This is a genomic window from Frigoribacterium sp. MEB024 (assembly GCF_000878135.1).
Lineage (GTDB): Bacteria > Actinomycetota > Actinomycetes > Actinomycetales > Microbacteriaceae > Frigoribacterium.
Genome location: NZ_JXQZ01000002.1, coordinates 34,450 through 52,997 on the forward strand (window position 1 = coordinate 34,450; position 18,548 = coordinate 52,997).

General features: G+C 71.8%; 20 protein-coding genes, 1 tRNA gene and 1 pseudogene. 10 read left to right on the top strand and 12 right to left on the bottom strand.

Annotation, left to right across the window (positions count from 1 at the left end; genetic code table 11):
• Window positions 1-57: 57 nt before the first annotated feature.
• The gene (locus SZ60_RS01205; protein WP_043592936.1) at window positions 58-1,206 is read right to left on the bottom strand and encodes a Gfo/Idh/MocA family protein; all 1,149 of its coding nucleotides are present in this window, start codon (window positions 1,204-1,206) and stop codon (window positions 58-60) included.
• Window positions 1,203-1,946, bottom strand: a complete 744-nt coding sequence (locus SZ60_RS01210) for a sugar phosphate isomerase/epimerase (protein WP_156155436.1) — start codon at window positions 1,944-1,946, stop codon at window positions 1,203-1,205. The genes SZ60_RS01205 and SZ60_RS01210 overlap by 4 nt, the downstream gene beginning before the upstream one ends.
• Before the next feature lie 217 nt (window positions 1,947-2,163).
• Between SZ60_RS01210 and SZ60_RS01215 the strand changes: the two genes are divergently transcribed.
• Window positions 2,164-3,354, top strand: coding sequence for an ROK family transcriptional regulator (locus SZ60_RS01215; RefSeq protein WP_043592938.1), 1,191 nt, complete (start codon window positions 2,164-2,166; stop codon window positions 3,352-3,354).
• An 89-nt stretch (window positions 3,355-3,443) separates the two neighbouring features.
• A complete protein-coding gene (locus SZ60_RS01220) occupies window positions 3,444-4,184 on the top strand; it encodes a YqaJ viral recombinase family protein (RefSeq protein WP_369700677.1) in 741 nt (246 codons plus the stop codon).
• On the opposite strand, the gene SZ60_RS01225 is transcribed toward SZ60_RS01220, so the two are convergent.
• Window positions 4,166-4,807 (bottom strand): Pr6Pr family membrane protein, encoded by a 642-nt coding sequence (locus tag SZ60_RS01225; protein WP_043593057.1) that lies wholly within the window; start codon window positions 4,805-4,807, stop codon window positions 4,166-4,168. The two genes, SZ60_RS01220 and SZ60_RS01225, sit on opposite strands and share 19 nt — an antisense overlap.
• A gap of 129 nt (window positions 4,808-4,936) precedes the next feature.
• On the opposite strand from SZ60_RS01225, the gene SZ60_RS01230 reads away from it, so the two are divergent.
• Window positions 4,937-5,923: an NADP-dependent oxidoreductase gene (locus tag SZ60_RS01230; RefSeq protein WP_043592940.1), complete on the top strand. Its 987-nt coding sequence runs from the start codon at window positions 4,937-4,939 to the stop codon at window positions 5,921-5,923.
• 42 nt (window positions 5,924-5,965) lie between these two features.
• Here the strand turns inward: SZ60_RS01230 and SZ60_RS01235 are convergent, their stop codons facing one another.
• The 6 genes from SZ60_RS01235 to SZ60_RS01260 form a co-directional block, all read right to left on the bottom strand.
• Window positions 5,966-6,502 (bottom strand): GNAT family N-acetyltransferase, encoded by a 537-nt coding sequence (locus SZ60_RS01235; protein WP_043592942.1) that lies wholly within the window; start codon window positions 6,500-6,502, stop codon window positions 5,966-5,968.
• A 124-nt stretch (window positions 6,503-6,626) separates the two neighbouring features.
• Window positions 6,627-7,316 (bottom strand): 50S ribosomal protein L1, encoded by a 690-nt coding sequence (rplA, locus tag SZ60_RS01240; RefSeq protein ID WP_043592944.1) that lies wholly within the window; start codon window positions 7,314-7,316, stop codon window positions 6,627-6,629.
• A 100-nt stretch (window positions 7,317-7,416) separates the two neighbouring features.
• On the bottom strand, window positions 7,417-7,848 hold the full coding sequence (gene rplK / locus SZ60_RS01245) for a 50S ribosomal protein L11 (RefSeq protein WP_043592945.1): 432 nt from the start codon (window positions 7,846-7,848) through the stop codon (window positions 7,417-7,419).
• A 109-nt stretch (window positions 7,849-7,957) separates the two neighbouring features.
• Window positions 7,958-9,052: a transcription termination/antitermination protein NusG gene (gene nusG / locus SZ60_RS01250; RefSeq protein ID WP_043592947.1), complete on the bottom strand. Its 1,095-nt coding sequence runs from the start codon at window positions 9,050-9,052 to the stop codon at window positions 7,958-7,960.
• A 95-nt stretch (window positions 9,053-9,147) separates the two neighbouring features.
• Window positions 9,148-9,429 carry a preprotein translocase subunit SecE gene (gene secE / locus SZ60_RS01255; protein ID WP_043592949.1) on the bottom strand — a complete coding sequence of 94 codons (282 nt, stop codon included), beginning with the start codon at window positions 9,427-9,429 and terminating at the stop codon, window positions 9,148-9,150.
• Between the two features lie 84 nt (window positions 9,430-9,513).
• A tRNA-Trp gene (locus SZ60_RS01260) sits at window positions 9,514-9,586 on the bottom strand.
• Window positions 9,587-9,816: 230 nt separating this feature from the next.
• Here SZ60_RS01260 and SZ60_RS01265 point away from each other — a divergent pair.
• The 5 genes from SZ60_RS01265 to SZ60_RS01285 all read left to right on the top strand — a co-directional run bounded on the left by SZ60_RS01265 (window position 9,817) and on the right by SZ60_RS01285 (window position 14,845).
• Complete coding sequence (locus SZ60_RS01265; protein WP_197073472.1) at window positions 9,817-11,019, top strand: pyridoxal phosphate-dependent aminotransferase; 1,203 nt, start codon at window positions 9,817-9,819, stop codon at window positions 11,017-11,019.
• Between the two features lie 100 nt (window positions 11,020-11,119).
• A complete protein-coding gene (locus SZ60_RS01270; protein ID WP_043593060.1) occupies window positions 11,120-12,040 on the top strand; it encodes an ABC transporter ATP-binding protein in 921 nt (306 codons plus the stop codon).
• Window positions 12,037-12,846, top strand: a complete 810-nt coding sequence (locus tag SZ60_RS01275) for an ABC transporter permease (protein ID WP_043592951.1) — start codon at window positions 12,037-12,039, stop codon at window positions 12,844-12,846. The genes SZ60_RS01270 and SZ60_RS01275 overlap by 4 nt, the downstream gene beginning before the upstream one ends.
• Window positions 12,847-12,920: 74 nt before the next feature.
• Window positions 12,921-14,138 carry a sensor histidine kinase gene (locus SZ60_RS01280; RefSeq protein WP_052505070.1) on the top strand — a complete coding sequence of 406 codons (1,218 nt, stop codon included), beginning with the start codon at window positions 12,921-12,923 and terminating at the stop codon, window positions 14,136-14,138.
• A gap of 80 nt (window positions 14,139-14,218) precedes the next feature.
• Window positions 14,219-14,845, top strand: a complete 627-nt coding sequence (locus SZ60_RS01285; protein ID WP_043593064.1) for a response regulator transcription factor — start codon at window positions 14,219-14,221, stop codon at window positions 14,843-14,845.
• A 22-nt stretch (window positions 14,846-14,867) separates the two neighbouring features.
• Here SZ60_RS01285 and SZ60_RS01290 read toward each other — a convergent pair whose 3' ends face one another.
• Genes SZ60_RS01290 through SZ60_RS01300 form a run of 3 tightly spaced genes read right to left on the bottom strand, consistent with a single transcriptional unit; the run spans window position 14,868 to window position 16,842 of the window.
• Window positions 14,868-15,959: a UDP-N-acetylmuramate dehydrogenase gene (locus SZ60_RS01290; protein WP_255349697.1), complete on the bottom strand. Its 1,092-nt coding sequence runs from the start codon at window positions 15,957-15,959 to the stop codon at window positions 14,868-14,870.
• Window positions 15,956-16,387: a MaoC/PaaZ C-terminal domain-containing protein gene (locus SZ60_RS01295; protein ID WP_043592953.1), complete on the bottom strand. Its 432-nt coding sequence runs from the start codon at window positions 16,385-16,387 to the stop codon at window positions 15,956-15,958. The genes SZ60_RS01290 and SZ60_RS01295 overlap by 4 nt, the downstream gene beginning before the upstream one ends.
• A complete protein-coding gene (locus tag SZ60_RS01300) occupies window positions 16,384-16,842 on the bottom strand; it encodes a MaoC family dehydratase N-terminal domain-containing protein (RefSeq protein WP_043592955.1) in 459 nt (152 codons plus the stop codon). Before SZ60_RS01300 ends, SZ60_RS01295 begins: the two co-directional genes overlap by 4 nt.
• A gap of 218 nt (window positions 16,843-17,060) precedes the next feature.
• On the opposite strand from SZ60_RS01300, the pseudogene SZ60_RS17640 reads away from it, so the two are divergent.
• A pseudogene (locus SZ60_RS17640) lies at window positions 17,061-17,276 on the top strand (DUF3072 domain-containing protein); the annotation flags it as partial.
• A 309-nt stretch (window positions 17,277-17,585) separates the two neighbouring features.
• The gene (locus tag SZ60_RS01310) at window positions 17,586-18,488 is read left to right on the top strand and encodes a UbiA family prenyltransferase (protein WP_082059758.1); all 903 of its coding nucleotides are present in this window, start codon (window positions 17,586-17,588) and stop codon (window positions 18,486-18,488) included.
• The last annotated feature ends 60 nt before the right edge of the window (window positions 18,489-18,548 follow it).

Consider the following 18,548-nt stretch of genomic DNA (forward strand, 5'->3'; position numbering starts at 1 on the left):
GTGGACGGGTCAGGAGGCGCGGTGCCGGCGTCGAGGAGGCGCCGGCACCGCACCGGGTCAGCCCAGGGTCGGGACGGAGGGGTCCCAGTTCTCGGGCAGCTCGGGCGTCGGCTCGAGGGTCGAGTCGACGCGGACGCTCTCGTCGCGTTCGGCGGACTCGGCGAGCGAGACCATGACGTCGAGGACGTGGAAGGCGAGCTCGCCGGGCACGCGCTCACGGCGTCCCTCGCGGATCGCCTGGGCGAGTTCGGCGACGCCGGTGCCGCGGGTGAACGTCGAGCCCGTGGCCGCGACGACCGCCGGCTCGTCGGTGCCGGTGTGGACGGTCGTGTCGCCCTCGAACTCGTTCGGGTCGGGGAACACGGCCGTGCCCTCGGTGCCGGCGATCTCGACGAAGCCGGCACGCGCCAGCTTCGAGTCGAAGCTGAAGACGGCCTGCGCGCTGGCACCGCTCTCGAACTGCAGCAGGGCGCTGACGTGCGTGGGCACCTCGACGGGGAAGACCGTGCCGGCCTTGGGCCCCGAGCCGATGACGCGGCTGTCGCGCGCCTTCGACGCCGTGGCCGTGACCTTCGCCACGGGTCCGAACACCTGCACGAGCGTGGTCAGGTAGTACGGGCCGACGTCGAACATCGGACCGGCACCGTACGCGAAGAGGAACTCGGGGCTCGGGTGCCACGACTCGGGCCCGGGGACCTGGAACAGCGCGAGACCGGTCAGGGGCGTGCCGATGTCACCGCGCTTCACGACCCGGAGGCCGGTCTGCAGACCGGCGCCGAGGAACGTGTCGGGGGCGACGGCCACGCGGACGCCGGCCTCCTTGGCGGCTGCGAGCAGCCGGGCGCCGCTCTCGCGGTCGAGCGCGTAGGGCTTCTCGCCCCAGACGTGCTTGCCGGCGGCGACGGCCTGCAGGGCCACGTCCACGTGGGCCGCCGGGATCGTCAGGTTCACGACGATCTCGACGTCGTCGAGGGCGAGCAGCTCGTCGACCGTGCCGCTGGCGGGGACGCCCCACTTCTCGGCCTGGGCCGCGGCGCGGTCCTGGTCGATGTCGGCGACGAAGAGGACCTTCAGGTCGGGGAACTGCGTGAGGTTGCCGAGGTACTGGTCGCTGATCACGCCGGCGCCGATGACCCCGACGCCGACCGGGCCGGTCTTGCCGTCGGAGGCGACGGCGGGGCGCGAGGCGGTGGTCACGTCGCTCATGCGCGGACCCCCTGCAGGAACTCGAGGCTGTCGGCGAGGGCGGTGAACACGTCACCGGCGTGGTCGTCGAGCTCGACGACGGGCGTGGCCTGGCGGGCCGCCTGCAGGATGTCGCGGACGGGCATGGAGCCGCGACCGACGGCGACCTGCTCGACGTCGTTCTTGTTCTTCGGACCGTCCTTCACGTGGAGGAACCGGACCTTGTCACCCAGGCGGGCGAGCAGCTCGGCGGCGTCGACGCCGCCGACCTCGACCCAGTAGGTGTCGATCTCGAGCACGACGTTCGCGGGCAGGGCCGCGGCGAACACCTCGAGGGCGGGGGTGCCGTCGATCAGGTTCTCCAGCTCGAAGGCGTGGTTGTGGTAGCCGATGGTGAGGTCGTGGGCCGCGGCCGCGTCGGCGATCTCGCCGAGCTCCTTCGCGATCGCCTCGACGTCCTCGCGGGTGACCCAGCGGGTCTCGTCGATGTGCGGGTCGATGATCGTGCCGACCCCGAGACGGGTGGCGGCGGCGAAGATGGGCTCGAGGTCCTTGCCGATCAGGCCGACGTGGGCGCTGGGCGCGGTGAGCCCGGCGGCCGGGAGGGCCTCGGCGTACTCGTCGACGCGGTCGACGAACGCGTAGGGCTCGACCTGGGTGTAGCCGAGGTCGGCGATGCGCTTCAGGGTGCCGGGCAGGTCGGCGGCGATGGCGTCTCTGACCGTGTAGAGCTGGACCGAGATCGGGCTTGCGGTGGTCACCAGGGGTGTCTCCTCTTCCGAGTGGATGTGCGACGGCGACGGGCACCGTCGGGGACTCTCAGCGGTCGAGCCGTCGACCGGTCACCCCCGGAAGAGTGGCGGTCGGCGTCGACCGAGACTCACCATAGGACCGCTTCTGTCGACCCGCAAGCAAAAGTCGACGTTTTTTCGGCGAGGTTCTCTCGGCCGTCGTCGAGGCCTGTGGTTTACTGCTGCCATGTCCGACACGACGCGGTCGTCCGCCCTCGGCAGCACGGGAGCCAGCGAGATCTTCCAGCTGCTCCGCGACGGCGCACCGCGCACCCGGGCCGAACTCGCGGCGATGACCGGCCTCGCCCGGTCGACCATCGGTCTGCGACTCGACGTCCTCGCCGAGCTCGGTCTCGTCGGCCCCTACGCCGACGCCGTCTCGACCGGCGGCCGCCCGCCCTCGCGCGTGGCCCTCGTCCCCTCGGCCCGCGTCGTCCTGGCCGCCGACTTCGGAGCGGGCCACGTCAACCTCGCCCTGACCGACCTGATGGGCGTCGAACTGACCAGCGACCGTCGCCTGATCGACATCGCCGACGGGCCCGAGACGACCCTCGGCGGCATGGTCACCGGGGCCGATGCCCTCCTCGACCGGCTCGGTCGCACCCGCGACGACCTGATCGGCGTGGGCATCGGCCTGCCCGGCCCCGTGCAGTTCAGCACGGGACGACCGGTCAACCCGCCGATCATGCCCGGTTGGGACGGCTTCGACGTGCCGGGGTGGGTCAGACGCCACCTCGACGTGCCCGTCCTCGTCGACAACGACGTCAACATCATGGCCCTCGGCGAGCGCAGCCACGCGTGGCCGGGCACCGACCACTTCCTGTTCGTCAAGGTCGCCACCGGCATCGGCTCGGGCATCATCTCCGGTGGTCGCCTGCAGCGCGGTGCCCAGGGCATCGCGGGCGACATCGGCCACGTGCAGATCCCGCGGGGGGCCGGCGTCGTCTGCCACTGCGGCAACGTCGGCTGTCTCGAGGCCGTCGCCTCGGGCCCGGCCCTCGCCCGCTCGCTGCGAGCCCTCGGCCACGACTGCGAGGGGGGCCGCCAGGTCGTCGAACTCGTCCGGGCCGGCAACGTCGACGCGGTGCAGGCCGTGCGGCAGGCGGGTCGCGACCTCGGCGAGGTGCTGACCGCCTGCGTCAACATGATCAACCCCTCGGTCATCGCGATCGGCGGCTCGATGGCGCAGGCCGGCGAGCACCTGCTGGCGGGCGTGCGCGAGGTCGTCTACCAGCGCTCGATGCCGCTCGCGACCGAGCACCTGAGCATCGTGCCGTCCCGGGCGGGCGACCGGGCGGGGCTCATGGGGGCGAGCATGCTCGCCATCCACCACGCCCTCTCCCCCGCCGCCATCGACGAACTCGCCGCCGCCGTCTGACCTCCCGCACGCGGCGCGCGCCTCCTGGTCCGCGACACGAGGAGGCGCGGGTGTCGTCCCCACGCCCGTCGCGAGGGACAATGGTCACCATGACCGTCGTCCAACCCATGCTCGCCCTGTGGGACGACGACGAGCCGGCGACCCCCGCCGCGCCTCCTGCGCACCTGACGCGCGTGCTGGCCGACTCGTCGGACCGCATCGCGTGGCTCCGCGCCCGCAGCCAGGGCATCACGGCCACCGACGTCGCCCGACTGTCGAGCCCGCGAGCCGTGCAGGCCGTCGTGCTCGACAAGCTCTACGGCAACGGCTTCGGCGGCAACGCCTACACCGACCACGGGCGGGCGCGGGAGCCCGAGATCGCCCGGTGGGTGCTGCAGCGGCACGGCATCGAGTCCAGCCAGAAGCTCTTCCACGCCGCCGGTCAGCGCCGCCACCTGGCCACTCCCGACGGCGTGACCGTCCGAACCGACGGGACCGTCGAGCTCTGCGAGATCAAGACGACGAAGAAAGCGTGGTCGTCGATCCCCCGCTCGTACCTGCGTCAGGTCGCGTGGCAGCAGTACGTGCTCGGTGCCGAGCGCACCCTCGTGGTGTGGGAGCAGCACACCGACTTCGTTCCCGTGCACGGCGACCCGCAGTGCCGCTGGGTCGAGCGCGACGAGGACGAGATCCACCGGCTCGTTGCCCTGGCCGACCAGGTGCTCGACACCCTCGCGCGGCAGGCGCCGGTCGACCCCTTCGCCCCGGGTGGCAGGGCCTCGGCGCCGCCACCTGATGCCTACGGGGCCTACGAGGCCTACGAACCGCCGCCCTACGACCCGCTGCGCTGAGGCACGGGCCGATCCGGGTCGAGCAGGCGCAGCCGTGACGCCGTCACGACGAGCGCTCCGATCGCCGTGACCGAGACGGCGATGCCCGCGCACCAGAGGGCCACGACACCCCCGCCGAGCGTCGCCACGTCGAGGAACGGGTACGGCACGAAATCGGCACCACGGGCCAGCACGACGACCACCCAGACGAGCGGGAAGGCCAGGAACTGCCACACCCGCCGCCAGGGCTGACGGCCACGGTCCGCGAAGACGAGCCAGTCGAGCACCACGTAGAGCGGGATCACCCGGTGGAAGACGTCGCTCGCCCACCCCACCGTGTAGGGGTCGTCCGAGGGCAACCCGGCGAGCAGCAGGTTGAAGACCAGCCCGGTCAGCGCGATGTAGGTCGTGGCGCCGGCCCGCAGCGCGACCGTCCATCGGGGCGGCGTCGCGCGACGCAGGACCGTGGACGCGCCGACCAGCAGGGCGAACAGCACGATCAGGTTGCTCTGGATCGTGAAGTACCCGAAGAAGTCGACGAAGCGGTACCCCGGGTCGCGCAGGCTGTTCTCCCACTGGGCCACGACGGCGACGAGGACCGCGACCGCGGCCGCGACGCGCAGGACGGCGACCGATGCTCTCATGCCCACACCGTACCCATCATCGTTTCCCTCTCGGTGACACCCGCGAAACACGGGTGACTCATCCGTCCCGTTGACTGACGTGACCACCGCGCCGGAGCCACGGCGCACACGAGCCGACAGGGGCCGCCGATGGAGACGACGACGCAGACGACGATGCGGGCGATGGTGATCGAGCGGACGGGCGGGCCCGAGCAGCTCGTCGCCGCCGACGTGCCCTACCCGCGACGGGTCAACGCCGAGGTGCTCGTGCGCGTCGTCGCCGCCGGCGTCAACCGCTTCGACCTGGAGACCCGGGCCGGTCGCGGCGACAGCGACGCCATCCCGGCGTTCCCGGCCGTGCTGGGCCACGACTTCAGCGGCGTCGTCGTCGAGACGCCGTACGCGGCCCACCCCTTGAGTCCGGGTGACGCCGTCTACGGCATGGCCCCGTGCCCGCGCTCCGGTGGCAGCTACGCCGAGTACATCAGCGTCCCCTCGCTGTCGGTGTCCCGGAAGCCCGCAGCCCTGTCACACCTCGAGGCCGCCGCCGTGCCGCTCGCGGCGCTCACGGCCTGGGGGATGGTTGTGGACGTGGCCAAGGCCCACGAGGGCCAGCGCCTCCTGATCAACGCCGGGGCGGGTGGGGTGGGGCACTTCGCCGTGCAGTTCGCCTCGTACTTCGGCGCGCACGTCGTCGCGACCGGCTCGCAGGGCAACTCGGCCTGGCTGCGCGAGCTCGGCGCCGCCGAGGTCGTCGACTACGGCGCGGCCGACGTCGACCGCAGCGTCCGCCAGGTCGACGTCGTGATCAACCTGGTCGACGACGACGTCGAGGCCGATCGATCGCTGAGACTGCTCCGCCCCGGAGGACTCGCCGTCCACGCGCCGCTCTCCTCGGGCCCCGCCTTCGCCGAGAAGGCCGCCCAGGCCGGCATCCGGTCGACCGGGTTCGCCGTCTCCCCCGACGGAGCCACGCTGGCGGTCATCTCACGACTGCTCGACTCGGGTGACGTGCGGGTCTACGTCGACGAGGTCTACGACCTGGTCGACGCCCGTGACGCCCACACGCGCCTCGAACGCTCGCACACCCGCGGCAAGCTCGTGCTGCGTGTCGCCGACGACACCGAGGCCGCCTGACCCGGCTCCTGGAGGGGACGCCGAGGCCCGGCGTGGACGGGCCTAGATCCGACGCTCGAGGACGAAGTCCTGCTGCAGGTCGTCGCCGAGGGCGAAGGTCTTCGTCCCGACCCGCACGAGTCCGTGCTTGGCGTAGAAGCGCAGCGCGCGCTCGTTCTGCTGGTTGACGCCGAGCCACACCGAGGAGGCGCCGGTCGCGCGGGCTGCCTCGAGGGTCGCCGCCATCAGGGTCGAGGCCGCCCCCGTGCCGTGACCCTGCGGCATGACGTAGAACTTGCTCAGCTCGACGGTCGGGCGGGACGAGACGGTCGCCGCGACGTCGGCGTCGTCCGGATCCCCCGCGACCATCATGCTGTAGCCGAGGGCGCCTTGGGCCGTGGGGTCCACGGCCAACAGGACGATGCGGGTGACGTCGGCGAGGTACCTCGTGAAGGCCTCCTCCGACAGAACCGTGGTGACGACCCGGGCGATGTCGGCGAGGTCCGACCCGGGCGGGCAGGCGAGCGGGAAGGTCACCGCGGCGACCTCGGCGAGCAGGGCGGCGTCGGTCGGGAGGGCGGGGCGCACGGTGACGGTCATCTGCCCATGGTGCCCCACCCTCGCCTCCTCACCCGACCACCGGCCGGATGACGACGACGAAGGCCGCCCCACTCGAGAGTGGGACGGCCTTCGGGCGACGCGAGGTCTTCGAGGTCGGGTGGACCTAGAAGACGTTGATGTCGAGGGGGATGCCCGGACCGAAGGTCGTCGAGAGCGTGCCCTTGGTGATGTAGCGGCCCTTGGACGAGGACGGCTTCAGACGGACGACCTCTTCGAGGGCGGCGTCGAGGTTGGTGTTCAGCTGCTCTTCCGAGAAGCCGGCCTTGCCGATGACGAAGTGCACGTTGCTGTGCTTGTCGACACGGAACTCGATCTTTCCGCCCTTGATGTCGTTGACGGCCTGCGCGACGTTGGGGGTCACGGTGCCGGTCTTCGGGTTGGGCATGAGGCCACGGGGGCCGAGCACCTTGCCGAGACGACCGACCTTGCCCATGAGCTCGGGGGTCGAGACGGCCGAGTCGAACGACGTGTAGCCGCCGGCGACCTTCTCGATGAGCTCGTCGCCACCGACCTCGTCGGCGCCTGCCGCGATGGCGGCCTCGGCGGCCGCACCCGTCGCGAAGACGATGACGCGGGCGGTCTTGCCCGTGCCGTGCGGCAGGATGACGGTGCCGCGCACCATCTGGTCGGCCTTGCGGGGGTCGACGCCGAGCTTCAACGCGACCTCGACGGTCGAGTCGAACTTCTTCGAACCGGTCTCACGAGCGACGGCGACGGCCTCGCTGGTGCTGTAGAACTTGCCTGCCTCGATCTTCTCGGCAGCGGCGCGGTACGCCTTGGACTTCTGAGCCATGTTGGACCTCTTCGTACTGGGGACGTGGTTGCGAGCCTGGCCGGCTCTCCCACTGATGTCAGGGTCGTGCAGGCGGGTCGCCTGCACGAAGGGGTGCTGCTTAGGCGTCGACCGTGATGCCCATGGAACGGGCGGTGCCGGCGATGATCTTCGCCGCGGCGTCGATGTCGTTGGCGTTGAGGTCGGCCTGCTTGGTCGTCGCGATCTCGCGCACCTGGTCCATGGTCAGCTTGCCGACCTTGGTGGTGTGCGGGGTACCCGAACCCTTGGCGACGCCGGCAGCCTTCTTGATGAGCTCGGCGGCGGGCGGGGTCTTCAGGATGAACGTGAACGAACGGTCTTCGTAGACCGTGATCTCGACGGGGACGACGTTGCCGCGCTGCGACTCGGTCGCCGCGTTGTACGCCTTGCAGAACTCCATGATGTTCACGCCGTGCTGACCCAGGGCCGGGCCGATGGGCGGGGCGGGGTTCGCGGCGCCGGCGTTGATCTGAAGCTTGATCAGACCCGTGACCTTCTTTTTCGGTGCCATTGTTCTTTTCCTTCTTGTGGGGTTCGAGCAGATCGCGGTCGCGAACTGCTCTCCCGGTGGCCCGCGGCGCGGACTCCGGTGATCTGAAAACTTGGGGGGTGTGTGCCTGTCAGAGCTTCGTGACCTGGTCGAAGCTGAGCTCGACCGGCGTCTCGCGCTCGAACAGCGAGACGAGCACGGTGAGCTTGCCGCTCTCGGGCTTGATCTCGTTGATCGTACCGGGAAGTCCGGCGAAGGACCCCTCTTTGATCGTGATCGTCTCGCCGATCTCGAAGTCGACCTCGGCGGGGATGACCCGCTGGGCCTGCTTCCCGCCCTTGACGCCGCCCTTGGCGGGGGCCGGGGTCGTGTCGACCTGGACGAGGCTCTTCAGCATGTTGAAGGCCTCTTCGAAACGCAGCGGCGTCGGGTTGTGGGCGTTGCCCACGAATCCGGTGACGCCGGGGGTGTGCCGGACGACGGACCAGCTGTCCTCGTTGAGGTCGAGACGCACGAGCACGTAGCCGGGGATGCGGACGCGGGTGACGAGCTTGCGCTGGCCGTTCTTGATCTCGACCACGTCTTCCATCGGGACCTCTACCTGGTAGATGTAGTCCTCCATGGTCATCGAGACCATGCGGTTCTCGATGTTCTGCTTCACGCGACGCTCGAAGCCGGCGTACGAGTGGATGACGTACCACTTGCCGGGCTTGCCACGCAGCTCGTAGCGGAAGGCCTCGTAGGGGTCGACCTCGGCGGGCTCGTCGTCCTCGACCTCGGTGGCGGACACGTCGACGTCGACGTCGTCGTGCGCGATCTCGGCGTCGGCGTCCTGGACGGACTGCTCGGCCTCGGCGATGACGGCGTTCGCCGCGGGGGCGTCACCCTCGTCGGCGGCCTGCTCGGCCTCGGAGTCGGCCTCGTCGTCGGTCGCCTCGACGGCGGCCTCGGCCTCGAAGGCGTCGTCGATGTCGAGGGCGTCGTCGACGACGGCGTCGGCCTCGGGGTCGCGCGCCTCGGCCAGCGTGTCGAGGAGTCCGTCGAGGTCGCTCGTGTCGGTCGAACCGGCGTCGCCCTCGTCGACGACCGAGAGGGCCTCGGACTCGGCGGGCTCGACGGCGTCCTCGTCGGCGGCCAGGGTGCCGCCCTCTTGGGCCTCTTCGACCTCGGAGGACTGCTCGGCAGCGGTGGCGAGGTCGATGTCGTCGCGCTCGTTGTCAGGCAAGGGTTCTTCTTTCGATCGGGGTTGTCGGGTGCACGTGCTCGAGGGCACGGGACCCGCTCACGTGGTGCTCGGGGAGTCGGCCGGAGGGTGGCGTGTCAGCTGCCGGTGGGGCCGTTGCCGAAGACGTAGCCGACGCCGGTGCCGAACACCAGGTCGAGCAGGGACACCAGGGCCATCATGATGACCACGAAGACCAGCACGACACCGGTGTAGCTGAGCAGCTCTTTGCGGGTCGGGGTGACGACTTTCTTGAGCTCGGCGATCACCTGGCGGATGAACAACGCGATGCGGGCGAAGGGGCTGCGGCGCGTCGCACCGTCGCTCTTCGCCTTCTCGACGACGTCTTCACTGGGGACGTCAACGTCTTTTCTCGCCACTGTTCCGACCTTCCGAGCTCGGCCCGAGGGCCTGTGTCCGTATCTGTGTGTGATCACCGTGTCATGAAGAACACAGCCGGGCTGCAGGGCGGACAGGACTCGAACCTGCAACCTGCGGTTTTGGAGACCGCTGCTCTACCAATTGAGCCACCGCCCTATGGGATCGACGCCGTTCAGATGACCTCTCGGCCGGACCCGGAGGCCCTGCCTCTCGTAGCCGGCTGTTGGTGAACCGGACTGCAGAGGCGCGCTGAAGCTTGGCGCATTCGATCGCCTCGTCAAGTGTAGGCGAAGCGGGGGGCGCGTGCAAAGCCGGGCCGAACCGCACCCCGAGCCCCGGTCCGGACGGCCCTGTCCGGCCCGATGGCACCCCGCTAGGCTGGCCGCGTGACCCCGACCGTGCGCCGTCTCTCGTCCCGTATCTCGTCGATCGCCGAATCGGCCACGTTGGCCGTCGACGCGAAGGCCAAGTCCCTGCTGGCCCAGGGCCGACCGATCATCAGCTACGGCCCGGGCGAGCCCAACTTCCCGACGCCCGACCACATCGTCGAGGCGGCCGTCGTCGCCGCCCGCGACCCGCGCAACCACCGCTACTCGGCGGCGGCCGGCCTGCTCGAACTGCGCGAGGCGATCGTCGAGAAGACCCGGCGCGACAGCGGCACGACGGTGTCGACCTCGCAGGTGATCGTCACGAACGGTGGCAAACAGGCCGTCTACCAGGCTTTCCAGGCGCTGCTCGACGACGGCGACGAGGCCCTCCTGCCCGCGCCCTACTGGACGACCTACCCCGAGGCCATCGCGCTGGCCGGCGGCGTGACCGTCGAGGTCTTCGCCGGTGCCGACCAGGGCTACAAGGTCACGGTCGACCAACTCGAGGCAGCCCGCACCGAGCGCACCAAGGTGTTGCTGTTCTGCTCGCCGTCGAACCCGACCGGTGCGGTCTACTCGCGCGACGAGGTCGAGGCGATCGGTCGATGGGCCCTCGAGGCCGGCGTCTGGGTGATCACCGACGAGATCTACCAGAACCTCACCTACGACGGCGTGACGGCCACCTCGATCACCGAGGCCGTGCCCGAACTGGCGGACCAGGCGATCCTCGTCAACGGCGTCGCCAAGACCTACGCCATGACCGGGTGGCGCGTCGGCTGGATGATCGGCCCCACCGACGTGATCAAGGGGGCCGCGAACCTCCAGTCACACCTCACCTCGAACGTCTCGAACGTGTCGCAGCGCGCGGCCCTGGCGGCGCTCACCGGTTCCCAGGACGAGGTCGAGGCCATGCGCGTCTCCTTCGACGCCCGTCGCGGCACGATCGTGCGCGAGCTCAACCGGATCGAGGGCGTCGTCACCCCGACTCCCGAGGGCGCCTTCTACGTCTACCCCGACGTGCAGGGCCTGCTCGGTCGCGAGTGGGGCGGGGTGACGCCCACGACGTCGCTCGAGCTGGCCGACCTCATCCTCGAACAGGCCGACGTCGCCACCGTGCCCGGCGAGGCCTTCGGCCCCAGCGGCTACCTCCGCCTGTCGTACGCGCTCGGCGACGACGAACTGCTCGAGGGCGTCCGTCGCCTGCAGCGCCTGTTCGCCTGACCCCACCCGCGCCACCCCGAGGCCGGGTCCACCGAACGGTGGACCCGGCCTCGACCGGTCGGGCCTGGTGCCCGGCGTCGCCACGGCGCACGCTGGTCACATGACCCCCGAACCCGTCGTGCGCGTGCACGACCTCACCAAGACCTACGGCACCGCCACGGCACTGCACGGCATCTCGTTCGAGGTCGCCGCGGGCGAGACCCTCGGCCTGCTCGGCCCCAACGGCGCCGGCAAGTCCACCACCATCGAGATCCTCGAGGGCTACCGCGACCGGTCCGGCGGCGAGGTGTCGGTGCTGGGCGCCGACCCGCGACACGGCGGTCTCGACTGGAAGGCACGCCTCGGCATCGTGCTGCAGACGTCCGGCGAACAGGGGACGGCCACGGTGCGCGAGCAGATCGCGCACTTCGCGGGCTTCTACCCGAACCCGCGCGACGTCGACGAGGTCATCGCGGCGGTCGGCCTCGAGGCGAAGGCGGGCGCCCGCATCCGGTCGTTGTCCGGCGGGCAGCGGCGCCGCGTCGACGTGGCGCTGGGCGTCGTGGGTGGTCCCGAACTGCTCTTCCTCGACGAGCCGACGACGGGTTTCGACCCCGAGGCCCGGCGACAGTTCTGGCAGCTGATCCGGTCGCTGTCGGACGACGGCACGAGCATCGTCCTCACCACGCACTACCTCGACGAGGCCGCTCAGTTGAGCGACCGCGTCGCGGTGATCGCCCAGGGCCGGCTCGTCGCCCAAGGGCGACCCGACGAGCTCGGGGACGAGGAGGCGCGCACGCCTCACGTCACCTGGGTCGACGAACACGGACGGCACGACGTCCGCACCACCGAACCGGGCGCCCTGGTCGCCGACCTGCACACCCGCGGAGGTGAACCCCGCTCGCTCGAGGTGATCCGGCCGTCGTTGGAGGACGTGTACCTGGGACTGGTCGCGACCGCCGAGCGGGCAGCGGACGGGACCCCGGACGCGACGGTCGCCGGGAACGGGCACCGCGCCTCCTCGTCCGAGGTGATCTCGTGAGGACCCTCGCGCTCGGCCTGAGCCGCACCCGGTACGAGGTCCGGGGGTACTTCCGGGCCGGCGACACCGTCTTCTTCACGTTCCTGTTCCCGGTGGTGATGCTCGCGATCTTCTCGACGGCGTTCAGCGCGTCGGGTTCGTTCGGCACCCGGCCGGACGGCTCCGAGGTGGGGGCCGCCGCCTTCTACCTGCCGGGCATGATCGCGGCCGGCATCCTGCTGTCGGGCGTGCAGAACCTCGCCGTGGACATCGCCCTCGAGCGCGGCGACGGCACCCTGAAACGACTCTCGGGGACTCCCCTGCCGGTCGGGTCGTACTTCGTGGGCAAGTTCGGCCAGGTGCTCGTCACGAGCCTGCTGCAGGTGGCGCTGCTCGTGCTGGTCGCGCGCGTGGTGTTCGGCGTGCCGTTGCCGACCGATGCCGGGTCGTGGCTGACGCTCGCCTGGGTCTACCTGCTCGGCATCGCGACCTCGGCACTGGTCGGCATCGCCCTCTCCCGCGTGCCCCGCAGCGGCAAGAGCGCCACGGCCGTGATCGTCCCGATCACGCTGGTGCTGCAGTTCATCTCGGGCGTCTACCTGCCGTTCACCCAGCTGCCCGACTGGCTGCAGTCGGTGGCCTCGGTCTTCCCGTTGAAGTGGTTGGCCCAGGGCATGCGCAGCGTGTTCCTGCCCGACACGTTCTCGGCCGGCGAGGCCGGCGGCTCGTGGGACCTGCCCGGTGTCGCCCTCTGGCTGGCGGTCTGGCTCGTCGCCGGTGCCGTCGCCTCACTGCTGACCTTCCGGTGGATCAGGAAGGACACGTGACCCGGGGACCGGCACCGATCCCCGCCGACCGGAGTCGGTCCCGACGAGCGCGGCCTGCCGCTAGCGTGAGCGACATGGACGACACCGGCGAGCGGGCCGAGACCGGGGCATCCGCCCGGTCGGGCACCGCGATCTCGATGCGCTGGTGGGACGCCGGCCTCGCGGTCACCGTGATCGTGATGGTCGTGCTCGCCACGACCTCGTCGAGCGGACGGGTGACGGCGTCCTTCGTCGCCGTCGGTCTGCTGACGGTCGTCTGGTTCGCCCTGGCCCGACCCGCGGTCCGTCGCGACGACGACCTCCTGTCGCTCCCGACCGTCGCCGCGGTCGCCGCCGTCGTGACCGTGGGTGGCCTCGCCGTCGCCGCCACCCCCGAGCTCGCGGTCGTCCAGGCCTTCCTGATGCCGCTGATCTGGACGCTGCTGCCCGGCACCCGGTCCGCGATCGTCGCCAACGTCTGCCTGTGCGTCGCCATCTCGGTCGGGTTCGTCGTCAGCCTGGGGTGGTCGGCCGAGTCCCTCGCGACGGCGGCCACCAGCGAGGGCCTCTCGCTCGTGTTCAGCATCGCGCTCGGGCTCTGGATCACCACGATCGCCCGTGTCGGGGCCGAACGCGGCCGCCTGCTCGACGAGCTGCGCGAGGCCCAGGCCGAACTCGCCGCCCGCCACCGCGACGCCGGCACGAGCGCCGAACGCGAACGGCTCGCCCGCGAGATCCACGACACGATCGCCCAAAGCCTGACCGGGGTCGTCATGCTCGCCCAACAGACACGGGGCGCCCTCGCGGCCGGCGACCTGGTGACGACCCGCGAACGGCTCGACGTGATCGAGACCGCCGCCCGCGAGGCCCTCACGGAGGCCCGCACCCTCGTCGCGGCGACCGCGTCCGCCGGCCCGGCCGGCACCGACGTCGCGGCGGCCCTGCGCCGCCTCGGCCAGCGCTTCGAGCGCGAGAGCGGCATCGACGTGACGGTCGACGCCGCCGAGGTCGAGCTGCCCCGCGACCTGCAGGTCGTGCTGGTGCGGTGCACCCAGGAGGCGCTGGCCAACGTCCGCAAGCACAGCGCCTCGACGGCCGCTCGGGTCACGCTCACGGCCGCGGACGGGACGGCCGTGCTGGTCGTGGCCGACGACGGCACCGGGTTCGACACGGCGGTCGCCTCGACCGGGTTCGGCCTCGACGGTCTCCGCGAGCGGCTCCACCTCTCGGGCGGCCGGCTCGACGTCTCGTCCGGTGCCGACGGTACGATCGTCACCGCGCAGGTGCCCCGGGCGGCGGTGACGGCCTCGTGACCGACGGGCACGCGCACGACGACGCGACGCCGGAGGTCGACAGGACCCCGCCGGCGGGGTCGCCCGTCCACCGCACCCTCGTGGCCGACGACCACCCGATCGTGCGGCAGGGCATCGCCGCGCTCCTCGCGACGACGGACGACTTCGTCGTGGTCGGACAGGCGAGCGACGGCCACGAGGCCGTCGCCCTGGCCGAGTCGCTCGAGCCCGACCTCATCGTGATGGACCTCCGCATGCCCGGACTCGACGGGGTCGAGGCGACCGAGGCCGTCCTGGCGCTACGCCCCTCCACCCGCGTCGTCGTGCTCACCACCTACGAGTCCGACGACAGCATCCTGCGGGCGATCGAGGTGGGGGCGAGCGGCTACCTGCTCAAGGCCTCACCCGAGGACGAGCTGTTGGCGGGTCTCCGGGCCGTGGCCGCGGGACAGGTGGCCCTCGCCCCCGCGATGGCCGCCCGACTGGTCGGCCGCGCGCGCACCGGCGGAGAGCCCGCTCCGCGCGTGAGCCCGCTGAGTCCCCGCGAGACCGAGGTGCTCGCCCTCGTCGCCGAGGGGTGCTCGAACCGCGAGATCGGACGTCGACTCTTCGTCGGCGAGGCGACGGTCAAGACGCACCTGCTGCACGTGTTCGAGAAGCTCGGCGTCAACGACCGGACGCGCGCCGTCACGCTGGCCCTCGAGCTCGGCCACCTGCCACGCGGCTGACGTGCCGCGCGCGACGGCGCGGCTAGAGCGAGAGGCCGAGGAGGACGGGCTCGGGGTGCAGCAGCACGCCGAACTCGGACTGCACGCGCTGCTGCACGTAGCGGGCGAGCTCGGCGACCTCGTCGCCCGTGGCGCCACCACGGTTGGTCAGGGCCAGGGTGTGCTTGGACGAGACGGCGGCTCGGGAGCCGGGCAGTCGGAAGCCCTTGGCGATGCCGGCGTGCTCGATCAGCCAGGCCGCGCTGAGCTTGACCTCGGCGGGCGCCCGGGGTGCGGGGGCGGCCGGCTCCTCGCCGAGCGGCACGACCCGACGCTCGGGTTCGGGGCCGGTCTGCCACCGCGGTGCGTCGGCGGGCAGGGTCGACGCATCGGCCCGCGACACGATCGGGTTCGTGAAGAACGAGCCGCTGGACGCGGTGTCACGGTCGTCGGGGTCGAGCACCATGCCCTTGGCGGCCCGCAGGGCCAGAACGCTCGACCGCACGCCGGCCACCGAGACCCGGGCCCCGAGTTCGACGTCGAGGGCCTTCGCGAGCTGCGGGTACGCCACCTGCTCGCTCGCGCCTCCGTGGTCCGTCAGGGCGAACTCGACCGCCGTGACGACGCCCCGGCGACCCTGTTTGAAGACGCTCGTGCGATAGCCGAGGTCGAGATTGGCCGCGGGGATGCGGACGAACTCGCCGGAGTCGTCGTCGAGGAAGTCGACGGCGACCAGCGTCGAGGCGACCTCTTGACCGTAGGCACCGATGTTCTGGATCGGCGAGGCGCCCGTCGAGCCGGGGATGCCGCTCAGCGCCTCGAGCCCCGACCAGCCCTGCTCGACCGTGTACGCGACGAGGTCGTCCCAGGGCTCGCCGGCGGCGACGCGCAGGTGGACGCGGTCGTCGTCGGAGTCGACGCGCTCGACGCCGCGCGTGGCCACGCGGACGACCGTGCCGTCGAACGGCTCGTCGGAGGCGACCGTGTTCGAGCCGCCGCCCAGGACGAACCAGGGGTCGTCGCCGAGCGACGCCTCGCGGACGGCCGCCAGCAGTTCGTCGGTCGTCGTCGCCTCGACCAGTCGGGCGGGCTCGCCGCCCACCTGCATCGTCGTGAGCTCGGCGAAGGTCGTCACGCCAGCGTCACCACGACCTGGGCCTTGCCCAGCACCGTCTGGCCGCCGGAGGAGACGGTCAGGTCGATGCGCGCCGTGCCGGCCTCGTCGTCGAGCTTGCCCACCTTCGCGACGACGACGATCTCGGCCCCGGCGGTCGGGTCGACCACGACGGGACGCGTGAAGCGCACCTGGTAGTCGGACACCCAGCCGAGCACGCCGGCGTCGTCGCCCGCGCCCTCGAGCCATTCGACGACCGGCTGGACGGCGGTGCCCATCGTGAGCATGCCGTGGGCCAGGACGCCGGGCAGACCGACCTCGGCCGCCACGTCGTCGCGGTAGTGGATCGGGTTGAAGTCGCCCGACGCCCCGGCGTACCGCACCAGCGAGTCGCGCGTCAGCGGGTAGGTCTTCTCGGCCACGACCCGGCCGACCTCGAGGGCGCTCATGCGGCTGCCTCGTCGTCGGCGCGGACGACGAGCGTCGACACCGCGGTGACCACGTGTCGCCCCTCGACGTCGCGCATGTCGGAGGACGCCGTGACCATCGCGTTGCCGCCCAGGGTCTTGACGCTCGTGACGGTCAGGGTCGCCGTGAGCTCGTCCCCCGCGACGATCGGACGGGAGAGCGAGAAGCGCTGCTCGCCGTGGACGACGCGGGAGAAGTCGATGCCCGCGTCGGGTTCGGCGAGCAACTGGGCGAGGGTGGCCTCTTGCACGACGACGGCGAAGGTCGGCGGGGCGACGAGGTCGCCGTGGCCGGCCGCGCGGGCCGCCTCGACGTCGAGCGACAGGGGGCTCGTCGAGCCGGTGGCGCGGGCGAACTCGCGCACCTTCTCGCGGCCCACGAGGTAGGGCGGGGCCGGCGGGAAGACCCGCCCTTGCAGATCAGGGTTCACGGACACGCCGTCGAGTCTAACCAGCGGGGTACGACGCCCGGCCCGGTGTCGGGGGCACGGCGTACGGTCACGTCATGAGCGACGCGAACATCGACCCCGACATCACCCCCGTCGACCCGGCAGCGGCCGAGTCCGACGAGACGACGACCACCGACACGACGAGCACCGAGCAGACCGACCAGGCCGCCACGGCCCGCGAAGAGAACTCGAGCCCCGCACACGGCGAGACCCTCGGCGGCGCCCGCCCCGACGCCGGCAGCACGGCCTCCAAGGACCCCGACGACTGGGTGACCGGCGACGAGCCCATCACGGGCCCGCAGAAGAGCTACCTCGACACCCTCGCCCGCGAGGCCGGTGAAGAGTTGCCCGCCGACATGACCAAGGCCGAGGCCAGCGAGCACATCGACCGCCTCCAGCAGAAGACCGGCCGGGGGGCCTGACGCCGCACGACCCGACGGGGCCCGGGCCGATCCGCGAAAGACGGCTCCGGGCCCCTTCCGATCCACCCGGCGCGGTCGTACACTCCAGTCACGTCTGGGATGGTAACTCGACGTGGGCACCCTCTTTCGGCGCGTGCCGGTACTGATCCACCTGCACCTCGAGCGCCGAGGGTGCGACGAGGTGCATCCGAGTCCTCCCCCGACTCGGGTGCACCTCTTCACGTTCCCGGCCTTCCGCCCGTGGCCGACCGCGGCCGGGGCCGGGGCCGGGGCCGGGGCCGACGGCCCTCGCCCGTCTAGGGTGAGCGGATGACCTCCCCCGAGCCCACGGTCCCCCTCGCCGGCTCCGGACGCCGCGAGGGACCGGCCTCGAGGACCGTCGCCCTGCTGGGGTCCACGCACCCGGGACCGACGGTCGTGGTGACCCTCCTCGCGGTCGTGCTCGGCGCCTCCTCGGGGCTGCCCCTCGGTCGGCTCGTGGTGCTCGCCCTCGCGGTGCTGCTCGGACAGGCCTCGATCGGCTTCGCCAACGACTGGCTCGACGCCGGACGCGACCGCGCCGTGGGGCGCACCGACAAGCCGGTCGCCCAGGGCCGCGTGAGCGTGTCGGCCGTCCGCACCGCCGCGGTGGTCTGCGGAGTCCTGATGCTCGTGCCGTCGTACGCGTTGGGGCCGGCCGCCGGCACGGCGCACCTCGTGCTCGTCGCCTCGGGGTGGGCGTACGACCTCGGGCTCAAACGCACGCCGATCTCGGTGGTGCCGTTCGTCGTCAGCTTCGGCCTGCTGTCGGCCGTCGCGACCCTCGCCGCCGCCCCGCCCGCGCCGCCCGCCGCCTGGGCCCTGGCGGTCGGAGCCGTGTTCGGCGTGGCGATCCACTTCACCAACGTGCTGCCCGACCTCGACGACGACGCGCGCACCGGCATCGTGGGGCTGCCGCATCGCCTCGGACGCACGGTGTCGGGAATCACCGCGTTCGCGGCCCTGGCCGTCGCGGCCGTCCTGCTGCTCTCGGGCCAGCTGGGCGGGGGTTCGTCGACGCCGGGCCTCGCGGCCGCGGTCGTCGGCACCGTCGCGACCCTCGGCATCGCCGCCGTCGGCGTGCGCCTCGTCGTCGCGGGACGCGTCGACCGGACCCTCTTCCGGCTGATCATGGTCGCGGCCGTGCTGCTCGTGGTGCAGCTCGCCCTCAGCGGCGGCACGATCGTCGCCTGAGACCCGCGCGTCGGGGCGGGCCGGGTGGCGTCGGATCGGGGCGGGTCCGGTCGGGTCCGG

Excerpts from the sequence above, each read along its gene's own strand:
- SZ60_RS01205 (WP_043592936.1), bottom strand. The coding sequence starts at position 1,206 with ATGAGCGACGTGACCACCGCCTCGCGCCCCGCCGTCGCCTCCGACGGC.
- SZ60_RS01215 (WP_043592938.1), top strand. The coding sequence starts at position 2,164 with ATGTCCGACACGACGCGGTCGTCCGCCCTCGGCAGCACGGGAGCCAGC.
- SZ60_RS01220 (WP_369700677.1), top strand. The coding sequence starts at position 3,444 with ATGACCGTCGTCCAACCCATGCTCGCCCTGTGGGACGACGACGAGCCG.
- SZ60_RS01225 (WP_043593057.1), bottom strand. The coding sequence starts at position 4,807 with ATGAGAGCATCGGTCGCCGTCCTGCGCGTCGCGGCCGCGGTCGCGGTC.
- SZ60_RS01230 (WP_043592940.1), top strand. The coding sequence starts at position 4,937 with ATGGAGACGACGACGCAGACGACGATGCGGGCGATGGTGATCGAGCGG.
- SZ60_RS01235 (WP_043592942.1), bottom strand. The coding sequence starts at position 6,502 with ATGACCGTCACCGTGCGCCCCGCCCTCCCGACCGACGCCGCCCTGCTC.
- rplA (WP_043592944.1), bottom strand. The coding sequence starts at position 7,316 with ATGGCTCAGAAGTCCAAGGCGTACCGCGCCGCTGCCGAGAAGATCGAG.
- rplK (WP_043592945.1), bottom strand. The coding sequence starts at position 7,848 with ATGGCACCGAAAAAGAAGGTCACGGGTCTGATCAAGCTTCAGATCAAC.
- SZ60_RS01270 (WP_043593060.1), top strand. The coding sequence starts at position 11,120 with ATGACCCCCGAACCCGTCGTGCGCGTGCACGACCTCACCAAGACCTAC.
- SZ60_RS01280 (WP_052505070.1), top strand. The coding sequence starts at position 12,921 with ATGGACGACACCGGCGAGCGGGCCGAGACCGGGGCATCCGCCCGGTCG.
- SZ60_RS01295 (WP_043592953.1), bottom strand. The coding sequence starts at position 16,387 with ATGAGCGCCCTCGAGGTCGGCCGGGTCGTGGCCGAGAAGACCTACCCG.
- SZ60_RS01310 (WP_082059758.1), top strand. The coding sequence starts at position 17,586 with ATGACCTCCCCCGAGCCCACGGTCCCCCTCGCCGGCTCCGGACGCCGC.